Here is a 21,200-nt window from a genome sequence, read left to right as displayed (position 1 = left end):
CTTCCCTCACACAGCCCATCTCAAATTTGCGATTTCTTTTTCATGTACCGGCATTAACAAAAGCAGATTTGAATTCGATCAATTTAAAACCATTGTATACTTGTTATCATGATACGGATGATCCAAAACTCCTCTGCCGGACATGCCAAAGCCTATTTTTCCGATTCCCTGTCAAAGGCCGATTACTACATCAATGATCAGGAACTCAACGGAAAAATTCAAGGGAGGCTTGCTGAACGTTTGGGCCTTAACGGCTCGGCGACCAAAGAGGTATTCTTTGCTCTGTGCGAAAACATCAATCCCAAAACCGGACAATCACTAACTCCAGAAACTAAACAAGAAAGACGGGTTGGCTATGACATTAATTTTCATTGTCCGAAGTCAGTTTCAATTTTGCATGGATTGTCAAACGATGACCATTTGATCGAGGCGTTTCAATCCAGCGTACAAGAGACAATGCACCACATAGAGGCGGATGTAAAAACAAGGGTACGCAAGCAGGGTCAATATAACGACCGGATCACAGGTGAGCTTCTGTGGGCGGATTTTATCCATCAAACATCTAGGCCTGTCGCAGGGTCCTTGCCCGATCCCCATTTACATGCTCATTGCTTTGTCTTCAATGCAACGTGGGATAATGTCGAACAAAAAGTCAAGGCTGGGCAGTTTGGTGACGTCAAACGAGATATGCCTTACTACCAGGCACGCTTTCACAAACTACTATCAGATAAACTGATTAATCTAGGTTATCAGGTGCGTCGGACGGACAAATCCTTTGAGATTGAAGGCGTTCCACAAAATGTCATCGACCTTTTTTCGAAAAGGTCAGATGAGATTGACCGCATTGCCAAAGAGAAAGGCATTACAGACGCAAAAGAACTTGACGGGCTCGGGGCACGCACCCGTGCCAACAAGCAAAAGGGCGTGGGCATGGATGAGCTCAAAGCAAACTGGCGGAAGCAGATTTTCGAACTGGACGACCAGGGACAAGGCAAAGGATCGGAGATCCTCCGGTTCGCACCTGAAAAGGAACGAACCATCCTTGATCCCAAACACTGTGTCGACCATGCCATTGAACACGGCTTTGAACGTGCATCGGTTTTAGCTGACCGTAAAATCCTAGAATCGGCCTTTCGTTACGGTATCGGTGACATAGCCGTTACTGTCGACACTATCACTGACCAGTTCAACAGAGATGAACGCATTATCCATGTTAAAGAAAAATCTCGCACCATGTGCACGACAAAATCCGTGTTGGCCGAAGAACAACATATGGTCCAACTGGCACGGCACGGACAAGGTCAGCTAATACCGTTATACGGCAAAGCACCTGAACTTAAACTGGAAGGCCAACAGGCTGCGGCGGTCAAGCATGTGCTGACTACCCCCCATCGCGTGTCGATCATCCGGGGAGCGGCTGGTAGTGGCAAAACGACGCTGATGAAAGAAGCCGTTGCACGTATCGAAGAAGCCGGAAAGCAAGTCATAGTCGTGGCACCTACATCAGAGGCCTCCCGTGGTGTGTTAAGATCGGAAGGTTTTGAAAGTGCTGAAACTGTTACCAAACTGCTTAACGACCAAGCATTGCAAGACACGCTGAAAAATCAGGTTCTATGGGTGGATGAAGCAGGCCTGTTGGGGACGAAAGACATGACTCACCTGTTGGAATTAGCGGAAAAACAGAATGCCCGGTTGATCCTTGGCGGCGACACCCGCCAGCACGCCAGTGTTGTCCGAGGTGATGCGTTGCGAATTCTCAATACTGAGGGCGGTATTCAAGCTGCCGAAGTCAATAAGATCTACCGTCAACGCAATGAACAATATCGCCATGTCGTGGAGGATTTGTCAAAAGGCAATGTTGCTAAGGCTTTTGCTAAACTGGATAGTATGGAGGTTATCAAAGAAATCGATCCCCTAAATTCAAATGAACAACTTGTCAATGATTACGTGGCAGCTGTAAAAAAAGGCAAATCGACTTTGGTGATTTCACCAACACATAAACAGGGCGATGCTATCACAAATGCCATTCGTACGGAATTAAGGACAATAGGCATTCTAGATAAAAAAGAAACTCAAGTTACAAGGTTGCTGAACTTGAATTTAACAGATGCTCAAAAAAGTGACTGGCGCAATTTACACGCTGGTCACGTTGTGCAATTCAGCCAAAATACGCCAGGCATACAACGTGGTAGTATCTGGGATGTCCAAGAATCCTCCGAAAATACCGTTATCCTAAAAAATGAAAAAGACCAAACCGTTTCGTTGCCAACAGATAAAAGCAGTCTCTACGATGTTTACCGCAAATCCAAAATTGCAGTCTCTAAAAATGACACTGTTCGCATCACGCGCAACGGCTTTGATGAGAAAAACAACCGCCTTAATAATGGACAGCTTTTACAGGTTGTCTCTGTCCGTAAGAATGGTGACATGGTCTTGCGTAACACAGTGAGCAAAAACCAATATCAGTTAAAGGGCAATTTTGGTCATTTAGCGCATGCGCATTGTGTCACAAGCTATGCATCACAGGGAAAAACTGTCGACGAGGTTTTTATCTCTCAACCCGCGTCAACTTTTGGGGCTACAGATGCAAAACAATTCTATGTGTCCGTCTCACGTGGCCGTGAACGGGCACATATTTATACGGATGACAAAGCAAGGCTATTAGAAAATGCCTCTGAAATGGGAGATCGGGAATCTGCCATTGAACTTGTAACCAAGAAAAAGCCGTCCCAAGACATCATCCAGCAACATATCCGTCAGGATGTAAATCGTAATCTTATCAACAAACCAAAAGCAATGAGTAAGGACAAAACTTATCCAAAGGACAGATCTTATGAGCCAGGGATTTAAACTTCGTTTTGATCAGATGCGCGAAAGCAATCCGTCCAAACCCGACGGGACATCTGTCCCGGATGGTCAAAATGGATTGTACCACTCCAACAGTCATGCCCGGAACCTTTGTTTAATTTGGCCAGACGGACGACGGTATTTTCTAAACTATGCCTATTTGATTGGAGCAGAATTCATTGTTGGTGAAGACATGAACCAAATCACTTTGAACTTTTCCTCCCACACGGCAATTCTGCAAGGATATTGTCTAGAACCGCTCTTCATGGAACTGTTGGATCATCTGCCAAAAATATTATCCGCTGTTAATCCAAGATACGCGCAGAACCAAAGTCACAATAATGTTATCATAGTCAACATAGTTGTAGAAGCTAATGTCTCCTGAAAAAGTAAAAGCCGGACAGATCGACATCTGCCCGGCATAGGTATTATTCAGGTTTTGGTTTGTTCTTACCGATCACCAAAGATACTGGCTGACCACAAATTTTGAGGGAAAGATTTAGCCCTTCATTATCGCAATGTGTCCAGGCGGCTCCGGTTTTAATCCATTCCGGGGTTTCCTGTCCATCTTGATATTTCAGGAAGTAAGCTGTGTGGGTCGGATATTTTTTTTCAGTTTTGTTTTCAGTTGTCATCAGTCAATCTCCTTTGTTTTGTTGGTTGATGATGGAAGCTAAAAAGCCCGAAAGGGGGCGAAAGCTCCCCGAAGCGAAGCGGAGTCGCAGATGATTTTTATGCAATAAAAATCAGGGATAAGCGTCATCGCAGCCGTTGGGCTAAGCTGACAGCATTAATCAACAGACAAGACAAAGGAGGTTGACCGTTGATAACTGAACGTCGAAAAAAATGTGTCACATATGCAATATTGAAATACGCTCATCAAAAAAGCCGGGCTGATTTTCATCGACCTAGCTTTGACACTATTCTGATCTTGGCTTGTTCTTTCGTATATTTACTATCCAAGAAAGCTTTCAATGTTGTATCTGAAACTATTGTTTGCAGTATTCCAGAGTACAAGAATTGATTGAAGTATGTTTGGCATTAAATCAATTAGATGTGGGTTTTACCAAACTGTAACTAATTGAACAGCGGGTTTCGTTTGTAAAACTCTGTTCAAATTTATATCAATCAACTTTACGAGACATTTGACGATAATTTTTTATTATTTCGTAAGGTTTCTATTTATTACCTCTTTAATAATGGAAGGATGGATAACAAAGGTGAAGACAAAAGGAGTAAGTTTCCTGAGGGCTACGAATATTTCGAAGAAATAATTAGTCCACAAATAAATATTATCAAAGATGTTGAAGAACAGATTGCACGATTGCCTAAGGTTCGTTCAACAACTATGAAACTTGAATTCAACCCTATTGCTATGGGAAAATTGGATCATTCAGTCAAATTTGCTGAGACTCGTAACTATCTTGAGAGACAGTTGACATACCTTGAAAGTGAGTTGAGTAAAAGGATTACAGCGGAAACCCGTAACCTTGACCCGGACGATGTACATAAGATTAAAGAGGCAATCGTTGATCTGCGGAACCCTAGTCCGTTCGAAGGTAAAACGGAACAGCAGATGAAGTATCATAAGCCCCAAGAAAAAGATTTAAATAATTCGCAGCATTACTCGCAGAGGTTATTAGAAAACTCCCGACTCAAGTTGGCTCAGTCAGTTAATGATAAAACAAATGACTCTAAACCAGAGTTTGTAGAAAAGAATGAAACTGAAAAGTACACTCTAGGAAGTCGAGTTATTGTATCTCTTAGTTACACACGTATGAAGGAAAACCAAATGAAGAAAAATTTAGAGCCTGCTAAAGATATAATGGCTCAATCTCAAAGAAGCATTAGGGGCAGGGATATGGACATGTGATAAAGCTTAATCGCCCGGCTCAATGTCACGGTTGACATCCTTTGTCGGAGTCTTGGTATCCTTCGCGGTACGTTGTCCTTTTATCCAAGCAGGAAGTTTATCTTTCAACTTCTCAGATTGATATTCCTTTCGGCCATCCAGAAATCCCATATTTCGTGATGATTGTAAAACTGTCTTTGACAATTGTTCCGAAAGCTCGGGTAGATGTTTTGCTAAGACATAGCCTTCGTTAAAGCCTTTTATATAGTCCGGGTCAACTTTGTTTTCGTCTTCCATTTTAAAAAGTATTTCTGGCGTTTTTTTCTAGAAATTTCTCAATAGACTCTCTGTCGTAAAGTATTATTTTCTTTTGTGGTTGAGAATAGCGTATTTTTCCTTCATCCCGAAATTTCTGAAGTGTTGTTTTAGAGGTAATGTTGAGAATTCTCATTGCCTCTTCATCTGATATCCATTTTTCTTTTTCTCCCTGTGATTCCTTTAGACGTACAACGACCTGCTCTAGTAATGAATAAAAAGCTACTTCTTCGAGACAAATTACTTGCATATATTTTCTCTATTTATCGAACCGGTAAAAATGTTAAAGTTAAACAAAATTTTTCTTTGTTTTCTTACCATTGTCATTGAGCATTTCTTTCTGTGATTATAAGCCAATATATAGAAATCAATGTTTGGCAAATGTTTGGCATGAAAATCTGAAATAAAAAAGGAGTTACAAATTTTATTGTAACTCCTTGATAATCAGTACCGGGGACGGGAATCGAACCCGTACGAACTTGCGTTCACAGGATTTTAAGTCCTGCGTGTCTACCAGTTCCACCACCCTGGCATGAAATTAAAGTTGTAACCTTAATCTCTTAAACTTAAAAAGCACCGTAAGGTGCTTCTATAAGCTGAGCGAAAGACGAGGTTCGAACTCGCGACCTCAACCTTGGCAAGGTTGCGCTCTACCAGCTGAGCTACTTTCGCTTGTGATTCTTTTGAATTGTTGTTGTAATTCCGTTGAATTGTGGTGCAAAATTATGCGATGTAATTCGTCTGTGCAAGCTTTTTGTGAAAATTTTTAATAAAAAAATCTCACAAAATTTATAAATCGCTGATTATGTTTGAATTAAGCTTGAAACTGTTTTTAGATTTTTTGTCCATTTAAAGGTGTTTGAGGGTGTAAAATTGGAAAGTAGCTAAGTATTCATGTAATTTGTAGGATATTTATTAACTGCTTTAAATGAAAAAATATGTTTGGGGCTTTGCTATGATTTTTTTAGCGAGCTTTTCAAGTTATGCCCAAAATTATCCACACTATACTTTGTGGTCAAGGGTTTCAATTCAAAAAAAAATAAGTAAGTATTTTGATGTGAATGCAGACTTTCTTTACAGAAGACAAAATGATTTTAGTAAAGGAAATTATAATCTTTTCGATTCAAGATATGTGGAAGCTTACAGAATTTCGACAGTTTATAGAAAGGGGAATTGGGCAGTAAGTCTTGCTCCCATTGTTTTTAACACTTTTCCACTTTATGGAAAAGTGGATGATTTAAAAAGACCTGTACGTTTGGAAATAAGACCTGTTGCTTATTTAGAATGGACTAAAGTATTGAGCCCAAAATGGACTTTTAGATCAAGATTGGGTTATGAATATCGTTTGTTTAAAAGAAGTGATAATACTTTTGGAGACGAGCAAGCTAGGATTCGTTTACGGATTCAGTGGAGGTATAATCTGAATAAAAACAATATTGTGTATGTCAGTGAAGAACCACTTTTGAATATTCCTCCTAATTTACCAGCCAATAATTTTAGTCAAAACCAGCTTACATTGATGTTTAGTCACGCATTTTCTCCGCATTTTACAACTGAGATTGGTTACATGTGGAATCATAGACAAAGAGCGAGCTTGGTTGAGTTTGATGAAGAAAACACTTTGCATACTCATTTCATTATCAGGCTATAAACAAAAAAGAGTAACTGCTTTTAAACAATTACTCTTTCTGTAAAACGAAACATTCCAATCAATTTATTTATTCAATAACGACTCTTTTTGCAGTACCGTCTTCACGTTGTGTTACGGTTACAAAAAGTGTTCCTTTAGTATTTTTCTTTAATTCTACTTGACCCATAAAATCACCTTGGAAATCTTTGAATTTCTGAGAACCTACTTCTTTCCCATTCACATCTGTCACTGTAACATTTACATCTCCTTTTTCAGGTGTGTAAAATTTAAGGTTCAATTTATTATCAAAAGGTTTGTTTGGATAAATTCTCAAGGCTTTAACTGTTTTTGAATCGCTGAAAGGCTCAAAATCTTTGAAGTCGTGGTCGAATTTAAACTTGAATTCTTTCATGGCTGGTTTTAATGAACCTAAAAGTTTGTCATGGTCAAAATCGAAGTGAAATTCTTTGTGGTCGTTTCTGTCAAAATCTTTTTCTATTCTTTTGCCATCTTTGTAGATTTCAATGCGTTTTTGCTCATTTCTCGGAGCTTTAAATGACTGTGCAAATCTTTCATTTCCTCTATCAACTTTAATTCTAATTTGCTTTCTTTCGCCTTTTCCTAAAGTTGTCGATAAAGAATCAGTAATACGGTTAATAAGATCTTCTTTTTGTTCTGCATTCATTCCTTCGGCATTGTAAGTACGGTCGAAAACTTGTTTTTGTCCGTTTTCTGTAGATTCTACATGAATTTTAATTTTGCCGTCTTTTTCCTCAATATTTTGAGAAGTACTTTTTTGTGCCATTGCAGTCATACTAACTGCAAACAAGATCGCTGTTCCGAAAATTTTGATGTTCTTTTGCATAGTGATTTTTGTTTTTTGAGTAAAAAAAATCATGTAAAGATTACATGAAACAAACTTAATCAACCTATTCTATATCAAACCTTTAAACTTTGTTAAAAGATGTTAAACGAAATAAATTGCTTAAGAATTAGTTTAATTTTGTTGCGCTGTAATAGACACGCTAAAAATAAAAATGTTGCAAAGCTGCTATAAGCACAATATTTTTAAGGGTTTAGCTTGTTTTAAAGTGTATAAGTACAAGCAATTGAAAGAAACGAGCCACTTGTAATGGTTAAAAAGTGCTTATAGCTTAATGTTTACAGTTCAATAAATATTAATGATTAAGAATGACTAAGCGGAAAATACAATATATAATTGCTTTGATGGCTTTTGCTTTATTAGGTTTAATTGCCTTTCAAATGTATTGGCTAGGATTTACGGTTCGCTCTAAAAATGACCAATTTGGAAGTGATGTTCGTGACGCCATGCAACAGGTCGTTCGCAAGCTTGGGAAACAAGAATTTTACTATTTTGTACAACGGAAAGTAGAAGCGGAGGAAAAGCAAAAACAGCTAATGGCAATTGCGAAACCTATTACTGAGAAGTCAATTGAAACACCAAAGCAAAAAGTGCCAATTGCTTCAAACCAAACTGGGATTGGTTTAGATAAAGTAGGAGGGACGCCATTTCCTTCAGATATTTTGGTATCGAAAGGAACGGAAATTTTGCCTAATGGTGAAATTAGAGAATATCAGGAATTTTCAATGAATATTGACATTCAAGATTTTCAAAATCGTTTGAATGAACATAAACAATTAGACGAAATTTTTTCGGAAGCATTGCAACAACACCAAAATACGCTTCAAAAACAAGATTCTATGCGAAAAGCTGAATTATCAGCAGCAAGAAAAAAACAAGTAAACAAAAAACATGTTGATAAAATTGTTGACCCTTTAGGAACACAAGATAAAGTAATGAATAAAGCCGAAATGGCTAAAGAGGTTTTCAATGATTTTCTTTTCAAAAAGAGAAGTATTTATGACAGAATCAATTATTTAGTACTAGATTCTTTGTTGAAATATGAAATCAAAATGAAGGGGATTGAAATCCCTTTTGAATACGGAATTAGTAGCCAAGAAGAACCCAATTATTTACATTATGCTTCTTCGATGAAGTATAAAATGACAGGCTTGAAGAACGATAAAGATACTTATACGGTCAATCTTTTTCCGAATGATTATGCCAATTCTGAAAATTATTTAAGAGTATATTTTCCGAATCAAGACCGCTACATTATCCGAAATATTTGGGTAATGTATGCAACTTCATTGTTGTTGATTTTAGTGGTTTTAAGTTGCTTTTATGTAGCAGTAAGTACTATTGTGAAACAAAAACAATTGGCTGATATTAAAAATGATTTCATTAATAATATGACGCATGAGTTTAAAACGCCCATTTCTACGATTTCGTTGGCAACTCAGATGTTACAAGATGAAGCCGTATCGGCTAGTCCGTCGATGTTTAAGCGTTATCTAGGCATTATTCGAGATGAAAACAAACGTTTGGGTTCGCAAGTAGAGAAAGTACTTCAAACGGCACAAATGGAAAGAGGAGACGTACAATTGAAGCTAAAAACCGTTGACGTTCATGAAATTATAGAGAAAGTATTAGAAAATATTAGTCCGCAAATTGAACTTCGTGAAGGTATCATTGATTTAGATTTACAAGCAGAAATCACGGAAATTGAAGCGGATGAAGTACATTTGACCAATATTATCTTTAACCTTTTAGATAATGCCAACAAATATTCACCTGAAAAACCTGAAATTACCATTGCTACAAAAAATACCGAAAAAGGAATTTCGATTACGATAAAAGACAAAGGAATCGGGATAAGTAAAGAATCTTTGAAGAATATTTTTGAAAAATTCTATCGAGTTCCTACGGGTAATTTACACGATGTAAAAGGTTTTGGATTGGGTTTGAGTTATGTTAAGAAAATGATTCAAGAACATCATGGTAAAATAAACGTCCAAAGTAAAATCAACGAAGGAAGTGAATTTGAGGTGATTTTACCGATTGATATTACGTCACAGCTAAGTTAAAATATACATTTAAGCATTATTCCTATTATTAACATGACAAAGATTCTCCTTGCCGAAGACGACCCCAATTTAGGTACTTTACTTCAAGAATATTTAACGATAAAGGGCTATGAAACCATTTTAGCAAAAGATGGCGACGATGCCCTTACAAAGTTTGTACAACAAGATTATGACCTTTGTATTTTTGATGTAATGATGCCAAAAAAGGACGGTTTTACCTTGGCAAAAGAAGTACGAATGTCTGATAAAGATACTCCTATTATTTTCCTGACGGCGAAGGCTATGAAAGAAGATACTTTGCAAGGCTTTAAATTGGGTGCGGACGATTACATGACCAAACCTTTTTCGATGGAAGAATTGCTGGCTCGCCTGCAAGCCGTTTTACGAAGAAGCCAGAAAGTAGAATTGCAAAATGAAAAGATTTCAAATTTCATCATCAGGGGTTTTGCTTTTGATGCTGAAAAGCAAATATTGGAAAGAAATGGAGAGTCGCAGAAATTGACAGCCAAAGAATCGGCTTTGTTGAAATTACTTTGTGAAAATATGGGCAAACCAGTCAGTCGAAGTTTTGCTTTGAAAATGGTTTGGGGAGATGATACTTATTTCAATGCTAGAAGTATGGATGTTTATATTACCAAATTAAGAAAATTCTTAAAAGAAGAACCTGAAATCCAAATTCTGAATCTTCATGGCGAAGGGTTTAAATTGATGGTTTAAAAAACATAAGATATAGATAATCTATGTAAAATAAATGATGATTTTTGAGGTTAAAATGGTGTATATCAATATTTTAACCTCATAACTCATCATTCATAATTCACAACTCTTTCATAAATGGACATACTGCTATTGATCGGTTCAATAATATGCCTTTTAGTTGGTTTGGCTGGTGCAGTATTGCCATTGCCCGGTCCGCCTCTGAGTTTGGTCGGTCTGTTTATGTTGCATTACTCCAAGTATGCTGATTTTGATAGAAAGACTTTGGCTTTCTTTACTTTGGTGACTATCGGAATCAGTATTTTTGATTATTACGCACCCATTTGGGGAACAAAAAAGTTCGGTGGAACTAAGTATGGAGCTTGGGGTTCAACGATTGGTTTGCTCGTAGGCTTATTTATTATTCCAGGTTTTGGAATGTTTCTTGGCGCTTTTTTGGGAGCATTTTTAGGAGAAATTCTTGGAAAAGCAGAACCTAAAAAAGCCCTAAAAGCGGCGATTGGCTCATTTTTAGGGCTGATTGCTGGAATATTTGGTAAAGTAATACTTTGTTTAGCAATGTTAATCTTCGCTTGTATCGCTATCGCAGAGTATTTTATGATTATGCTGTAACTTCTTCTTTCACGACTGGTGGTTTCTTCCCTGCCAATTGTCCACAAGCGGCATCAATATCTTTTCCTCTTGAACGACGCACATTAATTACCATATTTTTACCTTCAAAAAACTGAGCAAATTTTGCCAAAGTTTGTGGATCAGTATTGGTATAGTTTGCTTCGGCAATTGGATTGTATTCGATGATATTGATTTTACAAGGAAACTGTCTAGCAAATTCCCAAAGCTCTTTAGCATCTTGCAAAGTATCGTTAAAACGATAGAAAAGAATATATTCTAAAGTAATTCTACTGCCTGTTTTTTTGTAAAAATGCAATAAAGCATCTTTCAAAGCTTCTAAAGTATTCGATTCGTTGATTGGCATAATCTGATTACGCTTTTCGTCATTGGCTGCATGAAGCGAAAGAGCCAGATTGAATTTTACTTCATCATCACCCAATTTTGTAATCATTTTTGCAATACCAGCCGTAGAAACCGTAATACGTTTTGGCGACATTCCTAAGCCTTCGGGCGAAGTAATGTAATTGATAGACGACAACACGTTGGCATAATTCAACAAAGGTTCGCCCATGCCCATATACACAATATTGGTAAGCGGAGTTTGGTAATGCGATTCTGCTTGGTCACGAATCAAAACTACTTGGTCGTAAATTTCGGCTGGGTCGAGGTTTCTTTTTCTGTCCATATAACCCGTAGCACAGAATTTACAAGTAAGTGAACAACCCACTTGTGAAGAAACACAGGCAGTCATTCTATCGTCGGCAGGAATCAAAACCCCTTCCACCAAATTATGGTCGAATAATTCAAATGATGATTTGATAGTTCTGTCTGAACTGATTTGTTTTTCGGATACTTTAACCGCTCTGATGTCGAAGTTATTTTCTAACAACTCACGAGTTTTCTTAGAAAGGTTCGTCATTTCCTCGAAAGTCTGAGCCGATTTTTTCCAAAGCCATTCATAAATCTGTTTAGCTCTGAAACCCTGTTCGCCATGCTCAGTCAAAAAGTCTTTGATTTGAGTCAACGATAATTTACGTATATCTTTTTTGGTGATTGTTGCTGTTTCCATGATTTCGCAATCTTTACTTTCAAATTTATAGGAAGTAAGATTATTTTTTATCGACAAAAAAAGAGCAAAGATTGGCGTCTTTACTCTTTAGGTTAATTTTGCACAAAGTTAAGGATAAAAACAAACCAAACCAAGATGTTGGTATGGTATTGATAATCAAATGTTTATAAAGTAGCGTGCTTATTGTTAATACAAATGCCCCAAACAGATAAATAACCTAAAAAACTTATTATTAACTTATGTATTGAAAATGATTTTGTTCAATCCTAAAATACAACTATTACAAAATGCTTGCAGAACAAACACTTAAAATTTTAAACGCCTTTTTGAACCAATTACCTACTAGTTTTCTGATAGTTGGTTTAATTATCTATCTACTTTCACATTTTGAGCTGTTTGGGATTAACTTGCCTTTCAATCAAGTTAAAAGTCCTTTAATGATAACTATCTGGATTTTAGTTCTATTGATTTTTACATTTTCTAAAGTGGTATTTTCTGATAATCAGTATATTACTATAGCTAAATTTTTACTTACAATTTTAGGAATTTCAATATCATCTAAAGTATTTGTAAAGAGTATGTTTCTCTCTCTTTTAGTTTATTCATTTTCTTATTTTTGTTATGGGAAAGCATTTTTATTGCTAATTCAAATTTTATTTTAATATAGTTTGCAAATTGTTTTCTGCAGAGATTGAGTGAAAATTAATACCATTGATGGCATGACTTCAAGTCATGCCATCAATGAAAATCGCTAATTCAGCATAATACATTCTCACTTCATCCCCTCCAACAGCAATTCTGCCAAGTCATATACTTTTACAGAATCTTCTTTTTCTTTGTTTTTCACGCCGTCCGACATCATTACCATACAAAATGGACAAGCTACGGCAATGGTACTTGCTCCTGTGGCTAAAGCGTCTTCAATACGTTCTATGTTAATGTCTTTGTTGCCTTTTTCGGGTTCTTTAAACATTTGTCCGCCACCAGCACCACAACATAAACCTTTGGTTTTGCAACGTTTCATTTCTACTAAATCAGCATCCAAGGCTTCCAAAACTGAACGAGGAGCTTCATAAATATCGTTGGCACGTCCTAAATAACAAGAATCGTGATAAGTGATTTTCTTGCCCTTAAATTCGCCACCGCCTTGTAATTTTATTTTTCCGGTATCAATTAATTGTTGCAAAAAAGTAGAATGGTGAATTACTTCATAATTTCCGCCCAAAGCTGGATATTCATTTTTTAAAGTATTAAAACAATGCGGACAAGCCGTCACGATTTTTTTTACACCATAACCATCCAATACTTGAATATTCATAGTGGCTTGCATTTGAAATAGAAACTCATTGCCAGCTCTGCGTGCGGGGTCGCCAGTACAAGATTCTTCTGTGCCGAGTACTGCAAACTTTATCCCAACTTGATTCAGGATTTTTGTAAAAGCAATCGTTACTTTTTTGTATCGGTCATCAAACGAACCAGCACAACCCACCCAAAACAAAATTTCAGGGCTTTCGCCTGTACTCATCATTTCTGCCATTGTTGGCACTTTATATTCTATTTCTTGCATATTGTTATATGATTAAAGTCTGTTGTTTTGTATTTCCTCCTGCATCTGTTTAGCCGTTTTTCTTGAACCATCGTGACTCCAACCCGGAGGAGCAAAAATATAATTGAAAGCGTTTTTCAATGAACCTGCCTTCCAAACGTCTTTTGCAATATCAATCCATTCGCTGAAAGCAATTTTTACAGGATTATAAGTCTTTAAATTGTTGGTCAAACCGTACGTTGGTCGTTCGTCTTCATCAATAAAAGTACCGAACATTCTATCCCAAATAATTAAAATACCTGCATAATTTTTATCTAAATACTTCACATCAGAGCCATGATGTACTCTGTGATGCGAAGGCGTATTAAAGATAAATTCAAAAGGTTTCCACATTTTACCAATAGTTTCGGTATGAATCCAATACTGATAAAGCAAGCTAATTTGTTGCATAATCACCACGACGATGGGGTGAAAACCGACAATCGGCATCCACAGATAAAAAATAAATGAACCCGAAATATTGCCAGTCCAAGTTTGTCGAAGTGCCGTTGCCAAATTATATTTTTCAGAAGAATGATGCACTTTGTGCGAAGCCCAGAAGTATCGAATCAAATGTGCTTCTCTGTGAAACCAATAATAGCTGAAGTCATCAGCAAAAAATGCCAAAACCCACATCCACCACGCTGAACCGTCTAAAGTGAAAACATGAAAATTTTCGTACAAGTACAAAAAGATAAAAGCGATAAACGTTTTAGTGATTAAGCCCGTGAATAAATTTCCCAAACCTAAAGCGATAGAAGTAAAAGTGTCTTTTACTTCCAAATAATCTTTTTGTTCACGAGTAATAAAAATTGCCTCAAGAATAACCGTCAGCACAAAAAACGGAACAGCATATAAAATAAGATTCGGAGCCATTGGGAAATCAATTTGAAAGTTTGAAAATGAGCTAAATTTGAAAATGTAACCGACTGCCGAAATCTGGTTATCCAAAGCTTTTAATCTACAACCTTATCTAAAAACTGTTCTGTTTTTCTTTGAACGTGTTGATAATCTTTTGATAAAACATAAGAGCCAATCACATGATTTCCAGCATTCGGGAAAACAACTTTTTGTTTTTGATTGGTTGAAACGCCCAATTCATCGTACATTTTCAACATCGCTGGCACAGAAACTACTTTGTCTTGCTCTTCTTCGTTTTTGTAATAATATCCCATAAAAGTTGGGCATTTTACTTTTTTAAAAGTTTCTGGAGTCATTACGTTTGTTAAGAAATTTTGCAAAGCAATTACGCCGTTGATATGATAATGCGTACTCCAATATTTGGCATGAATTGGGTTATGCGGAGGGAAATCCCTTACTTCTGAGCCAGTAATCAATTTTGCCAAAGCCAAACCCCAATGATTATCCAGCAACTTAGCATTTTTATCAAAAATCTCAATGCAAGGAGAATAGAGTACAATGGCTTTAATTTCTGGATGTTGCGAAGCCAAATACAAAGTCAACGCTCCACCGAAAGATGTTCCAACCACGATCACTTCATCACCTAGTTTTTTACCAATAGCCAAAGCTTCTTCCGCAGAATTGATAAAATCATCAGCTTTTACGTTTTTCATCGTAGAATCACCCAAATCAATGCCATGTCCAGCCAAGCGAGCCAAGTACAGATTTGCTCCATACTTTTTTGCTAAATTGGCATGAACAGGGTCGCCTTCTTCCTGACTTGCCGAAAAGCCATGTACATATACAATGGCTAATTTTGTTTTCACTTTTTTGGCGGTATCTGCCCAAATGATTCTGGCTTCACAGTCAGGACGAATACCGACTACGGCTTTTTCAGCAGTATTGATTTTTGTTTCTAAATCAACTAATGAAGTTGGTAAATCAAAAACGGGAATCTTCATGGTCGGAGCATCGGGTTTTGGACCCATTAAATAACCAAAAAAGCAAACGACAAAAACTATGATTAATACTTTAAATAATCGTTTCATTATTCAAAAATTGTTTTGTTTCTTGTTAAAATTATTTCAGAAATCTCATAGCTCACAGCTTTATTTCACTTCATTCGCCCAATTAAATCTATCTGAAGTTGCAAATTTCCACGGAGCTTGATTGGTTTCTAAATTTGAAAACATCGCATTCCAAGAAGCTGGAGCGTCGGATTCTTCCATGATTTGATAGCGACGCAATTGCAGAATAATATCTAAAGGCGAAATATTTATCGGACATTCCTGCACGCAAGCGTTACAAGTAGTACAAGCACGCAATTCTTCCGAAGTAATATAGCTTCCGTACAATGCTTTGCCATCTTCAACAAAAATGCCACCGTTTACAGTAAGGTTTTTACCTACTTCTTCGAGTCGGTCACGAGTATCCATCATAATTTTTCGGGGCGACAAAGCTTTGCCCGTTAAATTGGCAGGACAAGACGAAGTACAGCGACCGCACTCCGTACAAGAGTAGGCATCCATCAAGTTCTTCCAAGATAAATCTTTGATGTCTTTTGCTCCGAAACGAGCAATTTCAGTACTTGGCTCAGCATCAGGCTGTGCCAAACCCAACATAATTTGTACTTCTTTCGTCACTTCTGGCATATTTGGGATTTCGCCTTTTGCTTTCAGATTCGAGAAATAAGTATTCGGGAACGCCAAGAAAATATGTAAATGTTTGGAATAAGTAACATACAAAGCAAAACCTAAAATACCCAAAATATGTAGCCACCAAGCCGTGCGTTCATAAATGATTAAAGCGGTTTCGCTCCAATTTGTGAAGATGGGTTTCAAAAAAGTACTAATCACAAAAGAACCCACTGGATGATAATGTTCGTTGCCACGTTCTTGCAAAATGCTATCAACGGCATTCATACTGAGGAGAGCCGTCATTAAAATAATTTCAGCAAAGAGAATATTATTAGCATCAATGACAGGAAAACCATTTAATTCTCGGTGGCGAGTAGCTTGTAGGCGTTCTACTTTGGTAATATTTCTACGAATCAAAAACACCACACAAACCAAGAGTACGCCTGCGGCTAATATTTCAAAGAAATTAATCAAGAAAGTATAAAAACTACCCAGAATAGGAGCTAAGAGACGATGAGTACCCAAAATACCATCCAATACAATTTCCAATACTTCAACATTGATGAGTAAAAAACCAGCATAAATTACAAAGTGCAAAATACCAATGACTGGTCGGTCGAACATCTTCTTTTGTCCGAAAGCAATGCGTAGCATCGTCTTTAGTCGTTCAGAAGGATTATCCGAACGGTCTTCAGCTCTGCCCAACTGAATAGTCTTTTTTATGATTTGTATGCGTTTTGAAATAAAATAAGCCGCCAAACCGAAAGCTGCGACGAAGAGAATTTGTTGGATGATTTGCATAATTCAGGAAAAATAAGTTTTGGTACTTATTTATTTTAAAAAATTCATCAGAACCATTTTTGATGAATTCAAGATAAATCTTGTACTTTATTTAACAATTTACTGATTTTATTGTGTGATACAAAGATGTTGATTTTCTTATTGGTATGCAAGCATACTATTTAGAAAAATATTTAAAAATTTTTGAAATTATTTTCAGAAAATGTTTGGTGTTAAAAAAAAGTTTCCTACCTTTGCAGTCCCGAAACACAGGCGGGATTCAGGTGAAGTAGCTCAGTTGGTAGAGCATCGGACTGAAAATCCGTGTGTCGGCGGTTCGAGTCCGCCCTTTACCACAAAAAACCCCTTAAACGTAACGTTTGAGGGGTTTTTGCTTTTCGGGGTAGCTTTGGGTGACAGTTTTTTACAAAGAATTTCAAACCACCTCCAATTTCAATTCTTTTCCCAGTCCCAATTCTACAATTTTATGCAAGGTTTCTTAAAGTCCTGACTTTAGAAAGAGCTAATTGTTAATTCTGAAAATGTATTTCCCCCTTCATCAAATACAGACTAAAAGAGTATATTTGAGTAAATAAAATAAACGTATTGACTTGCAGATTTACGAGGCTATATCTTTTCAGGAAATTGTGGGTGTTGGTGGTTCTACTTATCCGTGGCGAGTGTTGGTTGTAGATGAAAATAAGCACATCAGACCATTTTTAGCTAAGATATTTACGAAACGGCAACTCCTACAGCAACATGCTATTGCCAAAGAATTATTTGGTAATGTGTTGGCTCGTGAGTTTGAATTAAATGTTCCAGAAGCAGGGTTAGTGAATTTTTCAGAACCGTTTGTTGAGTATCAACTCCGACAGGCTGAAAAGGATATACTTTCACAAAGAGATAATGGATTGAAATTTGGTTGTGAGTGGGTTAATGGAATGCAGATTGTTGATACAAATAACTTAAAATCCCATTTAAAAGATTATGATTTGGCTACCATTTTTGCTTTCGATAACTTTGTACTCAACTTAGATAGAGGTGGATACCGAAACAAACCAAATCTGTTAATTAATGATGAACATTTTTTGTTGATTGATCATGAACAACTTTTTTACTTTTCAGATGATGTCAATGCTTCCGACAATCCAGTAATCACAGACTTCAAGAATAATATTTGGAATTATCAGGCTGAAAGACATTTATTTTATCCCTTGTTGAAAAGTTTATCACCACGAGCAAAAAAGGATATTTTTGGTACGTTCTGGTATTATCTAAAAAACTTAGATACTAATATTTTGGATGAGACGGCATTTTTCCTAAGTCAACATCAAATTTCGATAGGGAATTTTGATTTGATAAAAGAATATATTTATGAAATAAAGTCCAAACCTGATAAGTTTTGTGATTTATTGATTCAAAAGATTGCTTGAGTCAAGAAGAAGTAAAAGAGTTTGTCTATTTAGTCGTATATATTTGGAATTGAAATAGCAAATAAAAATTACCTAATGCCTAAAATTATAGGCAATTAGAATAATAATTTAAAGATTTTAAATCTTAATGAAATAAAGATTGAAACAAAAGATGAATAACATTTTTCAATATAGCCCTCTGCAATATCACTATAATTCAGCTTCTGGAGAAGTATTGAATGTGGGCTTATTGGTATTGTTTCCTGACCAACAAAAAATTGCTTTTGTTTATCCAGAAAAACTAAATCGTCTTCGTTATGCCTATCCGAATAGTATTGCAGAACGTACTTTAAAAGCTTTTTTAAAGGGTATTGATGGCAAGGTTCATGCTCTGAATCGTCAACCTGAAATTTTTAATGACTACAAAAAACGCCCAATTGAATTTATTAATAATGAACTTTTAATAAAAGATGCTTCTGCATTGCAGTTTGGGGAAATTAAAACAAGTATTCTCTACACAGAGAATATTAAGGATATTATAACACAGTTAAAAGATTTGTACTTGTCTTTTTATGAGGTTGAAGAAAGTCCTTATAAAATCCATACTGAGGAGTATTTGATAAAAGAGTATAGAAAGAAAATAAAGTTAGGTAACGAGCAAATTTTTACTCAAAATAAAATCGAAGAAAATAAAAGGATAGGAGAGTACTCTTTCCCGTTTGCTTGGCAGAATGGTACATATAATATTGTAAGCCCAGTAAGTTTAGATTTAAAAATGCCTGAATCTATCATCAGAAAGGCAACGCTAAATTTTGGTAAATTTACACTTCTGCAAAGCTATGCAGATGAAAACAAGGCAATGTTTGATATTTTATTAGCAGAACCAAAGCAGAAATCACTTATAAAAAAGTACGATGAAGCCATTACAATTTTAGAACAAGTAAAGTGTGTAAGGCTTTGGGCAGAAAACCAATTAGAGGAATATTCCCAGCGAACTTTGGAAGCGTTAAATTCATAAATCTAAAGAGAACCGAAAAAATGGTTCTCTTTTTTTATGGGTACTACTTACAAATATGCGTTTGACAAACCATTAAGAGTCTGTTGTTGTATGCTTATTTTAAACTTCACTTCAAAATTATTCAAACCCACCCATAGAAAAATATTATCTTTGGCATTGCAAACAAGCAAATCAAAATTTAATCATGAACTACATAGAAGTAAAACTAAACATCAACCCAGAATTTTCGGATATTTTCATGGCGGAGTTAGGTGAAATTGGCTACGAAACTTTTACCGAAGAAGCGGAGGGTTTGAACGCTTACATTACGGAGGACTTGTTTTCGGAAGAAAATCTGGATGAAATTATGGAGCGTTATTTAGCGATGACTCCTATTAGTTATAGCTACTCGACTTTAGAAAAAAAGAATTGGAATGAGGAATGGGAGAAAAACTATGAGCCAATCTTAGCCGCAAATGGTCGTGTAAGAGTACGTGCGAATTTCCATGAACCTGACCCAAGCATTCAATATGAATTGTTGATTAATCCAAAAATGTCGTTTGGAACGGGGCATCACGAAACTACTTCGATGGTGTTGAGTTTACAAATGGAGATTGACCACCAAGCGAAAAAAGTATTAGATGTTGGTTGTGGAACGGGAATCTTAGCCATTTTTGCTTCAAAATTGGGAGCTTCAGAAGTAGCTGGTTTTGATATTGAAGAATGGGCGGCTGAAAATTCTCGTGAAAATGTACAATTGAATGATTGTGATAATATTGTGATTCGTCAGGGAACAATCGAAGATGAACCTGCCGACCAATACGATATTATTTTGGCAAATATCAATCGTAATATTTTGATGCGTGATATTCCGAAATATGTTGAATTTATGAAAGCTGCTCCTTCAAAATTAATTGTAAGTGGTTTTTATCAGCACGATATTGAAGATATTGAAAAAGTAGCCAACGAATCAGGTTTAACAAAAACACATACCGAAAACAAAAACAATTGGGCAGCGGTGATTTTTGAAAGAAAATAATTGGCTTTCGGCAGTCAGCAATCGGCTTTCAGTTTTTTTATTGAAGCCAAGATAAAAAGTAGCGGCAACCTTCACGGTTGCCGTTTTTGTTTCCTTAATACCGATAGCTGACAGCCGAAATCCGAAAGCTCTTTACCCCCTCACCAATCCTTCCGCTCGTAAGTAATCATTTGTCAAAACTTCTTTTTCGGGGTTGAGTACTTTTTGTTTTAATACTTCACAGACAAACAATTCATGGTCGCCAGAGTCGATACTTCCCACACATCGGCATTGGATATAGCCAATAGCTTCGGTTAAAAATGGACAACCTCTTTCATCTATTTCAAAAGGAAGGTTGACAAATTTGTTAGAAGTTCTCCCACTTTTTCTACCGAGTTTAGGAATAAGTTTCTTGGCTTGGTCTTTCGCCAAAAGATTTACATTCAATATCATGCTTTCTCGTACCAATGCGATGGTATAATCCGTTTTGTAGAGAGCCACAGTGATAAATTTTCCTTGCATTGCACTTTGCATAACCCAAGTAGCAATGTTGGCATTGATTTTTCCTAATGGTGAAACCGTTGTGATAGAATGCACATCGTAATTTTTGTATTTTAGTAATGCTTTAGCCATGAGTAGTATTTTTTTAGGAATTTTTAAATTATAAAACGGGTCATTAAACAACTATAAAAGCTTGAATTTTAGTGACCATTTACTCAATTACTGATATTTATTTGACTTGATTTTTACAATTTGATGTAACTTTGAAAACTGTTAATCAAAAAAGTTGTTTAAAGAGATGGAGGTAATTAGTAATTCTTCTGATATTGAACTGTTTCGGGTAGATACTCCTTCGGAAGGAGATGCCCGAAGAAAAATG

The 21,200-nt window shown here is 36.4% G+C and carries 20 protein-coding genes and 3 tRNA genes; 11 read left to right on the top strand and 12 right to left on the bottom strand.

Features of this window, described 5'->3' with window-relative positions:
* Nucleotides 1–108: 108 nt before the first annotated feature.
* Complete coding sequence (mobF, locus tag VB798_RS07375; RefSeq protein WP_323257501.1) at nt 109–2,850, top strand: MobF family relaxase; 2,742 nt, start codon at nt 109–111, stop codon at nt 2,848–2,850.
* A 425-nt stretch (nt 2,851–3,275) separates the two neighbouring features.
* Here the strand turns inward: mobF and VB798_RS07370 are convergent, their stop codons facing one another.
* Nucleotides 3,276–3,482, bottom strand: a complete 207-nt coding sequence (locus VB798_RS07370) for a hypothetical protein (protein ID WP_323257499.1) — start codon at nt 3,480–3,482, stop codon at nt 3,276–3,278.
* Between the two features lie 572 nt (nt 3,483–4,054).
* Here VB798_RS07370 and VB798_RS07365 point away from each other — a divergent pair.
* Nucleotides 4,055–4,720, top strand: coding sequence for a hypothetical protein (locus VB798_RS07365; RefSeq protein ID WP_323257497.1), 666 nt, complete (start codon nt 4,055–4,057; stop codon nt 4,718–4,720).
* Between the two features lie 6 nt (nt 4,721–4,726).
* On the opposite strand, the gene VB798_RS07360 is transcribed toward VB798_RS07365, so the two are convergent.
* The 4 genes from VB798_RS07360 to VB798_RS07345 all read right to left on the bottom strand — a co-directional run bounded on the left by VB798_RS07360 (nt 4,727) and on the right by VB798_RS07345 (nt 5,686).
* Nucleotides 4,727–4,996 carry a hypothetical protein gene (locus VB798_RS07360; protein ID WP_323257495.1) on the bottom strand — a complete coding sequence of 90 codons (270 nt, stop codon included), beginning with the start codon at nt 4,994–4,996 and terminating at the stop codon, nt 4,727–4,729.
* A 1-nt stretch (nt 4,997) separates the two neighbouring features.
* Nucleotides 4,998–5,264, bottom strand: coding sequence for a helix-turn-helix domain-containing protein (locus VB798_RS07355; protein WP_323257493.1), 267 nt, complete (start codon nt 5,262–5,264; stop codon nt 4,998–5,000).
* Between the two features lie 198 nt (nt 5,265–5,462).
* Nucleotides 5,463–5,546 (bottom strand) — tRNA-Leu (locus tag VB798_RS07350).
* Between the two features lie 67 nt (nt 5,547–5,613).
* A tRNA-Gly gene (locus VB798_RS07345) sits at nt 5,614–5,686 on the bottom strand.
* Between the two features lie 256 nt (nt 5,687–5,942).
* On the opposite strand from VB798_RS07345, the gene VB798_RS07340 reads away from it, so the two are divergent.
* Nucleotides 5,943–6,665, top strand: a complete 723-nt coding sequence (locus VB798_RS07340; protein ID WP_323257491.1) for a DUF2490 domain-containing protein — start codon at nt 5,943–5,945, stop codon at nt 6,663–6,665.
* Nucleotides 6,666–6,732: 67 nt separating this feature from the next.
* Here the strand turns inward: VB798_RS07340 and VB798_RS07335 are convergent, their stop codons facing one another.
* On the bottom strand, nt 6,733–7,509 hold the full coding sequence (locus tag VB798_RS07335) for a T9SS type A sorting domain-containing protein (RefSeq protein ID WP_323257488.1): 777 nt from the start codon (nt 7,507–7,509) through the stop codon (nt 6,733–6,735).
* 326 nt (nt 7,510–7,835) lie between these two features.
* Here VB798_RS07335 and VB798_RS07330 point away from each other — a divergent pair, with 326 nt between their 5' ends.
* The 3 genes from VB798_RS07330 to VB798_RS07320 all read left to right on the top strand — a co-directional run bounded on the left by VB798_RS07330 (nt 7,836) and on the right by VB798_RS07320 (nt 10,922).
* A complete protein-coding gene (locus VB798_RS07330) occupies nt 7,836–9,593 on the top strand; it encodes a sensor histidine kinase (RefSeq protein ID WP_323257486.1) in 1,758 nt (585 codons plus the stop codon).
* A 33-nt stretch (nt 9,594–9,626) separates the two neighbouring features.
* Nucleotides 9,627–10,310 (top strand): response regulator transcription factor, encoded by a 684-nt coding sequence (locus tag VB798_RS07325; protein WP_184129535.1) that lies wholly within the window; start codon nt 9,627–9,629, stop codon nt 10,308–10,310.
* Nucleotides 10,311–10,427: 117 nt separating this feature from the next.
* Complete coding sequence (locus VB798_RS07320; RefSeq protein WP_323257483.1) at nt 10,428–10,922, top strand: DUF456 domain-containing protein; 495 nt, start codon at nt 10,428–10,430, stop codon at nt 10,920–10,922.
* Here the strand turns inward: VB798_RS07320 and rlmN are convergent.
* Nucleotides 10,912–11,991 carry a 23S rRNA (adenine(2503)-C(2))-methyltransferase RlmN gene (gene rlmN, locus VB798_RS07315; RefSeq protein ID WP_323257481.1) on the bottom strand — a complete coding sequence of 360 codons (1,080 nt, stop codon included), beginning with the start codon at nt 11,989–11,991 and terminating at the stop codon, nt 10,912–10,914. The two genes, VB798_RS07320 and rlmN, sit on opposite strands and share 11 nt — an antisense overlap.
* Nucleotides 11,992–12,278: 287 nt before the next feature.
* On the opposite strand from rlmN, the gene VB798_RS07310 reads away from it, so the two are divergent.
* Complete coding sequence (locus VB798_RS07310; RefSeq protein WP_323257479.1) at nt 12,279–12,653, top strand: hypothetical protein; 375 nt, start codon at nt 12,279–12,281, stop codon at nt 12,651–12,653.
* 110 nt (nt 12,654–12,763) lie between these two features.
* On the opposite strand, the gene VB798_RS07305 is transcribed toward VB798_RS07310, so the two are convergent.
* The 4 genes from VB798_RS07305 to VB798_RS07290 all read right to left on the bottom strand — a co-directional run bounded on the left by VB798_RS07305 (nt 12,764) and on the right by VB798_RS07290 (nt 16,914).
* Nucleotides 12,764–13,558 carry a (Fe-S)-binding protein gene (locus VB798_RS07305; protein WP_323257477.1) on the bottom strand — a complete coding sequence of 265 codons (795 nt, stop codon included), beginning with the start codon at nt 13,556–13,558 and terminating at the stop codon, nt 12,764–12,766.
* 12 nt (nt 13,559–13,570) lie between these two features.
* The gene (locus VB798_RS07300) at nt 13,571–14,452 is read right to left on the bottom strand and encodes a sterol desaturase family protein (protein ID WP_323257475.1); all 882 of its coding nucleotides are present in this window, start codon (nt 14,450–14,452) and stop codon (nt 13,571–13,573) included.
* Nucleotides 14,453–14,532: 80 nt separating this feature from the next.
* The gene (locus tag VB798_RS07295) at nt 14,533–15,525 is read right to left on the bottom strand and encodes an alpha/beta hydrolase (RefSeq protein ID WP_323257473.1); all 993 of its coding nucleotides are present in this window, start codon (nt 15,523–15,525) and stop codon (nt 14,533–14,535) included.
* Nucleotides 15,526–15,585: 60 nt separating this feature from the next.
* The gene (locus tag VB798_RS07290; protein ID WP_323257471.1) at nt 15,586–16,914 is read right to left on the bottom strand and encodes a (Fe-S)-binding protein; all 1,329 of its coding nucleotides are present in this window, start codon (nt 16,912–16,914) and stop codon (nt 15,586–15,588) included.
* 262 nt (nt 16,915–17,176) lie between these two features.
* Here VB798_RS07290 and VB798_RS07285 point away from each other — a divergent pair.
* The 4 genes from VB798_RS07285 to prmA all read left to right on the top strand — a co-directional run bounded on the left by VB798_RS07285 (nt 17,177) and on the right by prmA (nt 20,341).
* Nucleotides 17,177–17,249: transfer RNA gene (locus tag VB798_RS07285), tRNA-Phe, on the top strand.
* Nucleotides 17,250–17,504: 255 nt separating this feature from the next.
* Complete coding sequence (locus VB798_RS07280; protein ID WP_323257469.1) at nt 17,505–18,326, top strand: HipA family kinase; 822 nt, start codon at nt 17,505–17,507, stop codon at nt 18,324–18,326.
* Between the two features lie 151 nt (nt 18,327–18,477).
* Entirely contained in the window at nt 18,478–19,323 is an 846-nt protein-coding gene (locus tag VB798_RS07275) for a hypothetical protein (protein WP_323257467.1), read from the top strand.
* A 184-nt stretch (nt 19,324–19,507) separates the two neighbouring features.
* Nucleotides 19,508–20,341, top strand: a complete 834-nt coding sequence (gene prmA / locus VB798_RS07270; protein ID WP_323257465.1) for a 50S ribosomal protein L11 methyltransferase — start codon at nt 19,508–19,510, stop codon at nt 20,339–20,341.
* 132 nt (nt 20,342–20,473) lie between these two features.
* Here the strand turns inward: prmA and VB798_RS07265 are convergent, their stop codons facing one another.
* The gene (locus VB798_RS07265; protein WP_323257463.1) at nt 20,474–20,953 is read right to left on the bottom strand and encodes a flavin reductase family protein; all 480 of its coding nucleotides are present in this window, start codon (nt 20,951–20,953) and stop codon (nt 20,474–20,476) included.
* Nucleotides 20,954–21,200 lie beyond the last annotated feature (247 nt).

Origin of the sequence: Arcicella lustrica (assembly GCF_034930985.1) — a bacterium.
GTDB lineage: Bacteria > Bacteroidota > Bacteroidia > Cytophagales > Spirosomataceae > Arcicella > Arcicella lustrica.
The sequence above is the reverse complement of the archived record's forward strand: the minus strand, read 5'-3'. Positions and strand labels throughout refer to the sequence as shown.

Coding starts and splice junctions, on each gene's coding strand:
- VB798_RS07290 (WP_323257471.1), bottom strand. CDS start 16,914: ATGCAAATCATCCAACAAATTCTCTTCGTCGCAGCTTTCGGTTTGGCG.
- VB798_RS07340 (WP_323257491.1), top strand. CDS start 5,943: ATGAAAAAATATGTTTGGGGCTTTGCTATGATTTTTTTAGCGAGCTTT.
- VB798_RS07355 (WP_323257493.1), bottom strand. CDS start 5,264: ATGCAAGTAATTTGTCTCGAAGAAGTAGCTTTTTATTCATTACTAGAG.
- VB798_RS07295 (WP_323257473.1), bottom strand. CDS start 15,525: ATGAAACGATTATTTAAAGTATTAATCATAGTTTTTGTCGTTTGCTTT.
- VB798_RS07365 (WP_323257497.1), top strand. CDS start 4,055: ATGGATAACAAAGGTGAAGACAAAAGGAGTAAGTTTCCTGAGGGCTAC.
- VB798_RS07300 (WP_323257475.1), bottom strand. CDS start 14,452: ATGGCTCCGAATCTTATTTTATATGCTGTTCCGTTTTTTGTGCTGACG.
- VB798_RS07305 (WP_323257477.1), bottom strand. CDS start 13,558: ATGCAAGAAATAGAATATAAAGTGCCAACAATGGCAGAAATGATGAGT.
- VB798_RS07320 (WP_323257483.1), top strand. CDS start 10,428: ATGGACATACTGCTATTGATCGGTTCAATAATATGCCTTTTAGTTGGT.
- VB798_RS07310 (WP_323257479.1), top strand. CDS start 12,279: ATGCTTGCAGAACAAACACTTAAAATTTTAAACGCCTTTTTGAACCAA.
- VB798_RS07335 (WP_323257488.1), bottom strand. CDS start 7,509: ATGCAAAAGAACATCAAAATTTTCGGAACAGCGATCTTGTTTGCAGTT.
- VB798_RS07370 (WP_323257499.1), bottom strand. CDS start 3,482: ATGACAACTGAAAACAAAACTGAAAAAAAATATCCGACCCACACAGCT.
- VB798_RS07265 (WP_323257463.1), bottom strand. CDS start 20,953: ATGGCTAAAGCATTACTAAAATACAAAAATTACGATGTGCATTCTATC.
- VB798_RS07360 (WP_323257495.1), bottom strand. CDS start 4,996: ATGGAAGACGAAAACAAAGTTGACCCGGACTATATAAAAGGCTTTAAC.
- rlmN (WP_323257481.1), bottom strand. CDS start 11,991: ATGGAAACAGCAACAATCACCAAAAAAGATATACGTAAATTATCGTTG.
- VB798_RS07275 (WP_323257467.1), top strand. CDS start 18,478: ATGAATAACATTTTTCAATATAGCCCTCTGCAATATCACTATAATTCA.
- mobF (WP_323257501.1), top strand. CDS start 109: ATGATACGGATGATCCAAAACTCCTCTGCCGGACATGCCAAAGCCTAT.
- VB798_RS07325 (WP_184129535.1), top strand. CDS start 9,627: ATGACAAAGATTCTCCTTGCCGAAGACGACCCCAATTTAGGTACTTTA.
- VB798_RS07330 (WP_323257486.1), top strand. CDS start 7,836: ATGACTAAGCGGAAAATACAATATATAATTGCTTTGATGGCTTTTGCT.
- prmA (WP_323257465.1), top strand. CDS start 19,508: ATGAACTACATAGAAGTAAAACTAAACATCAACCCAGAATTTTCGGAT.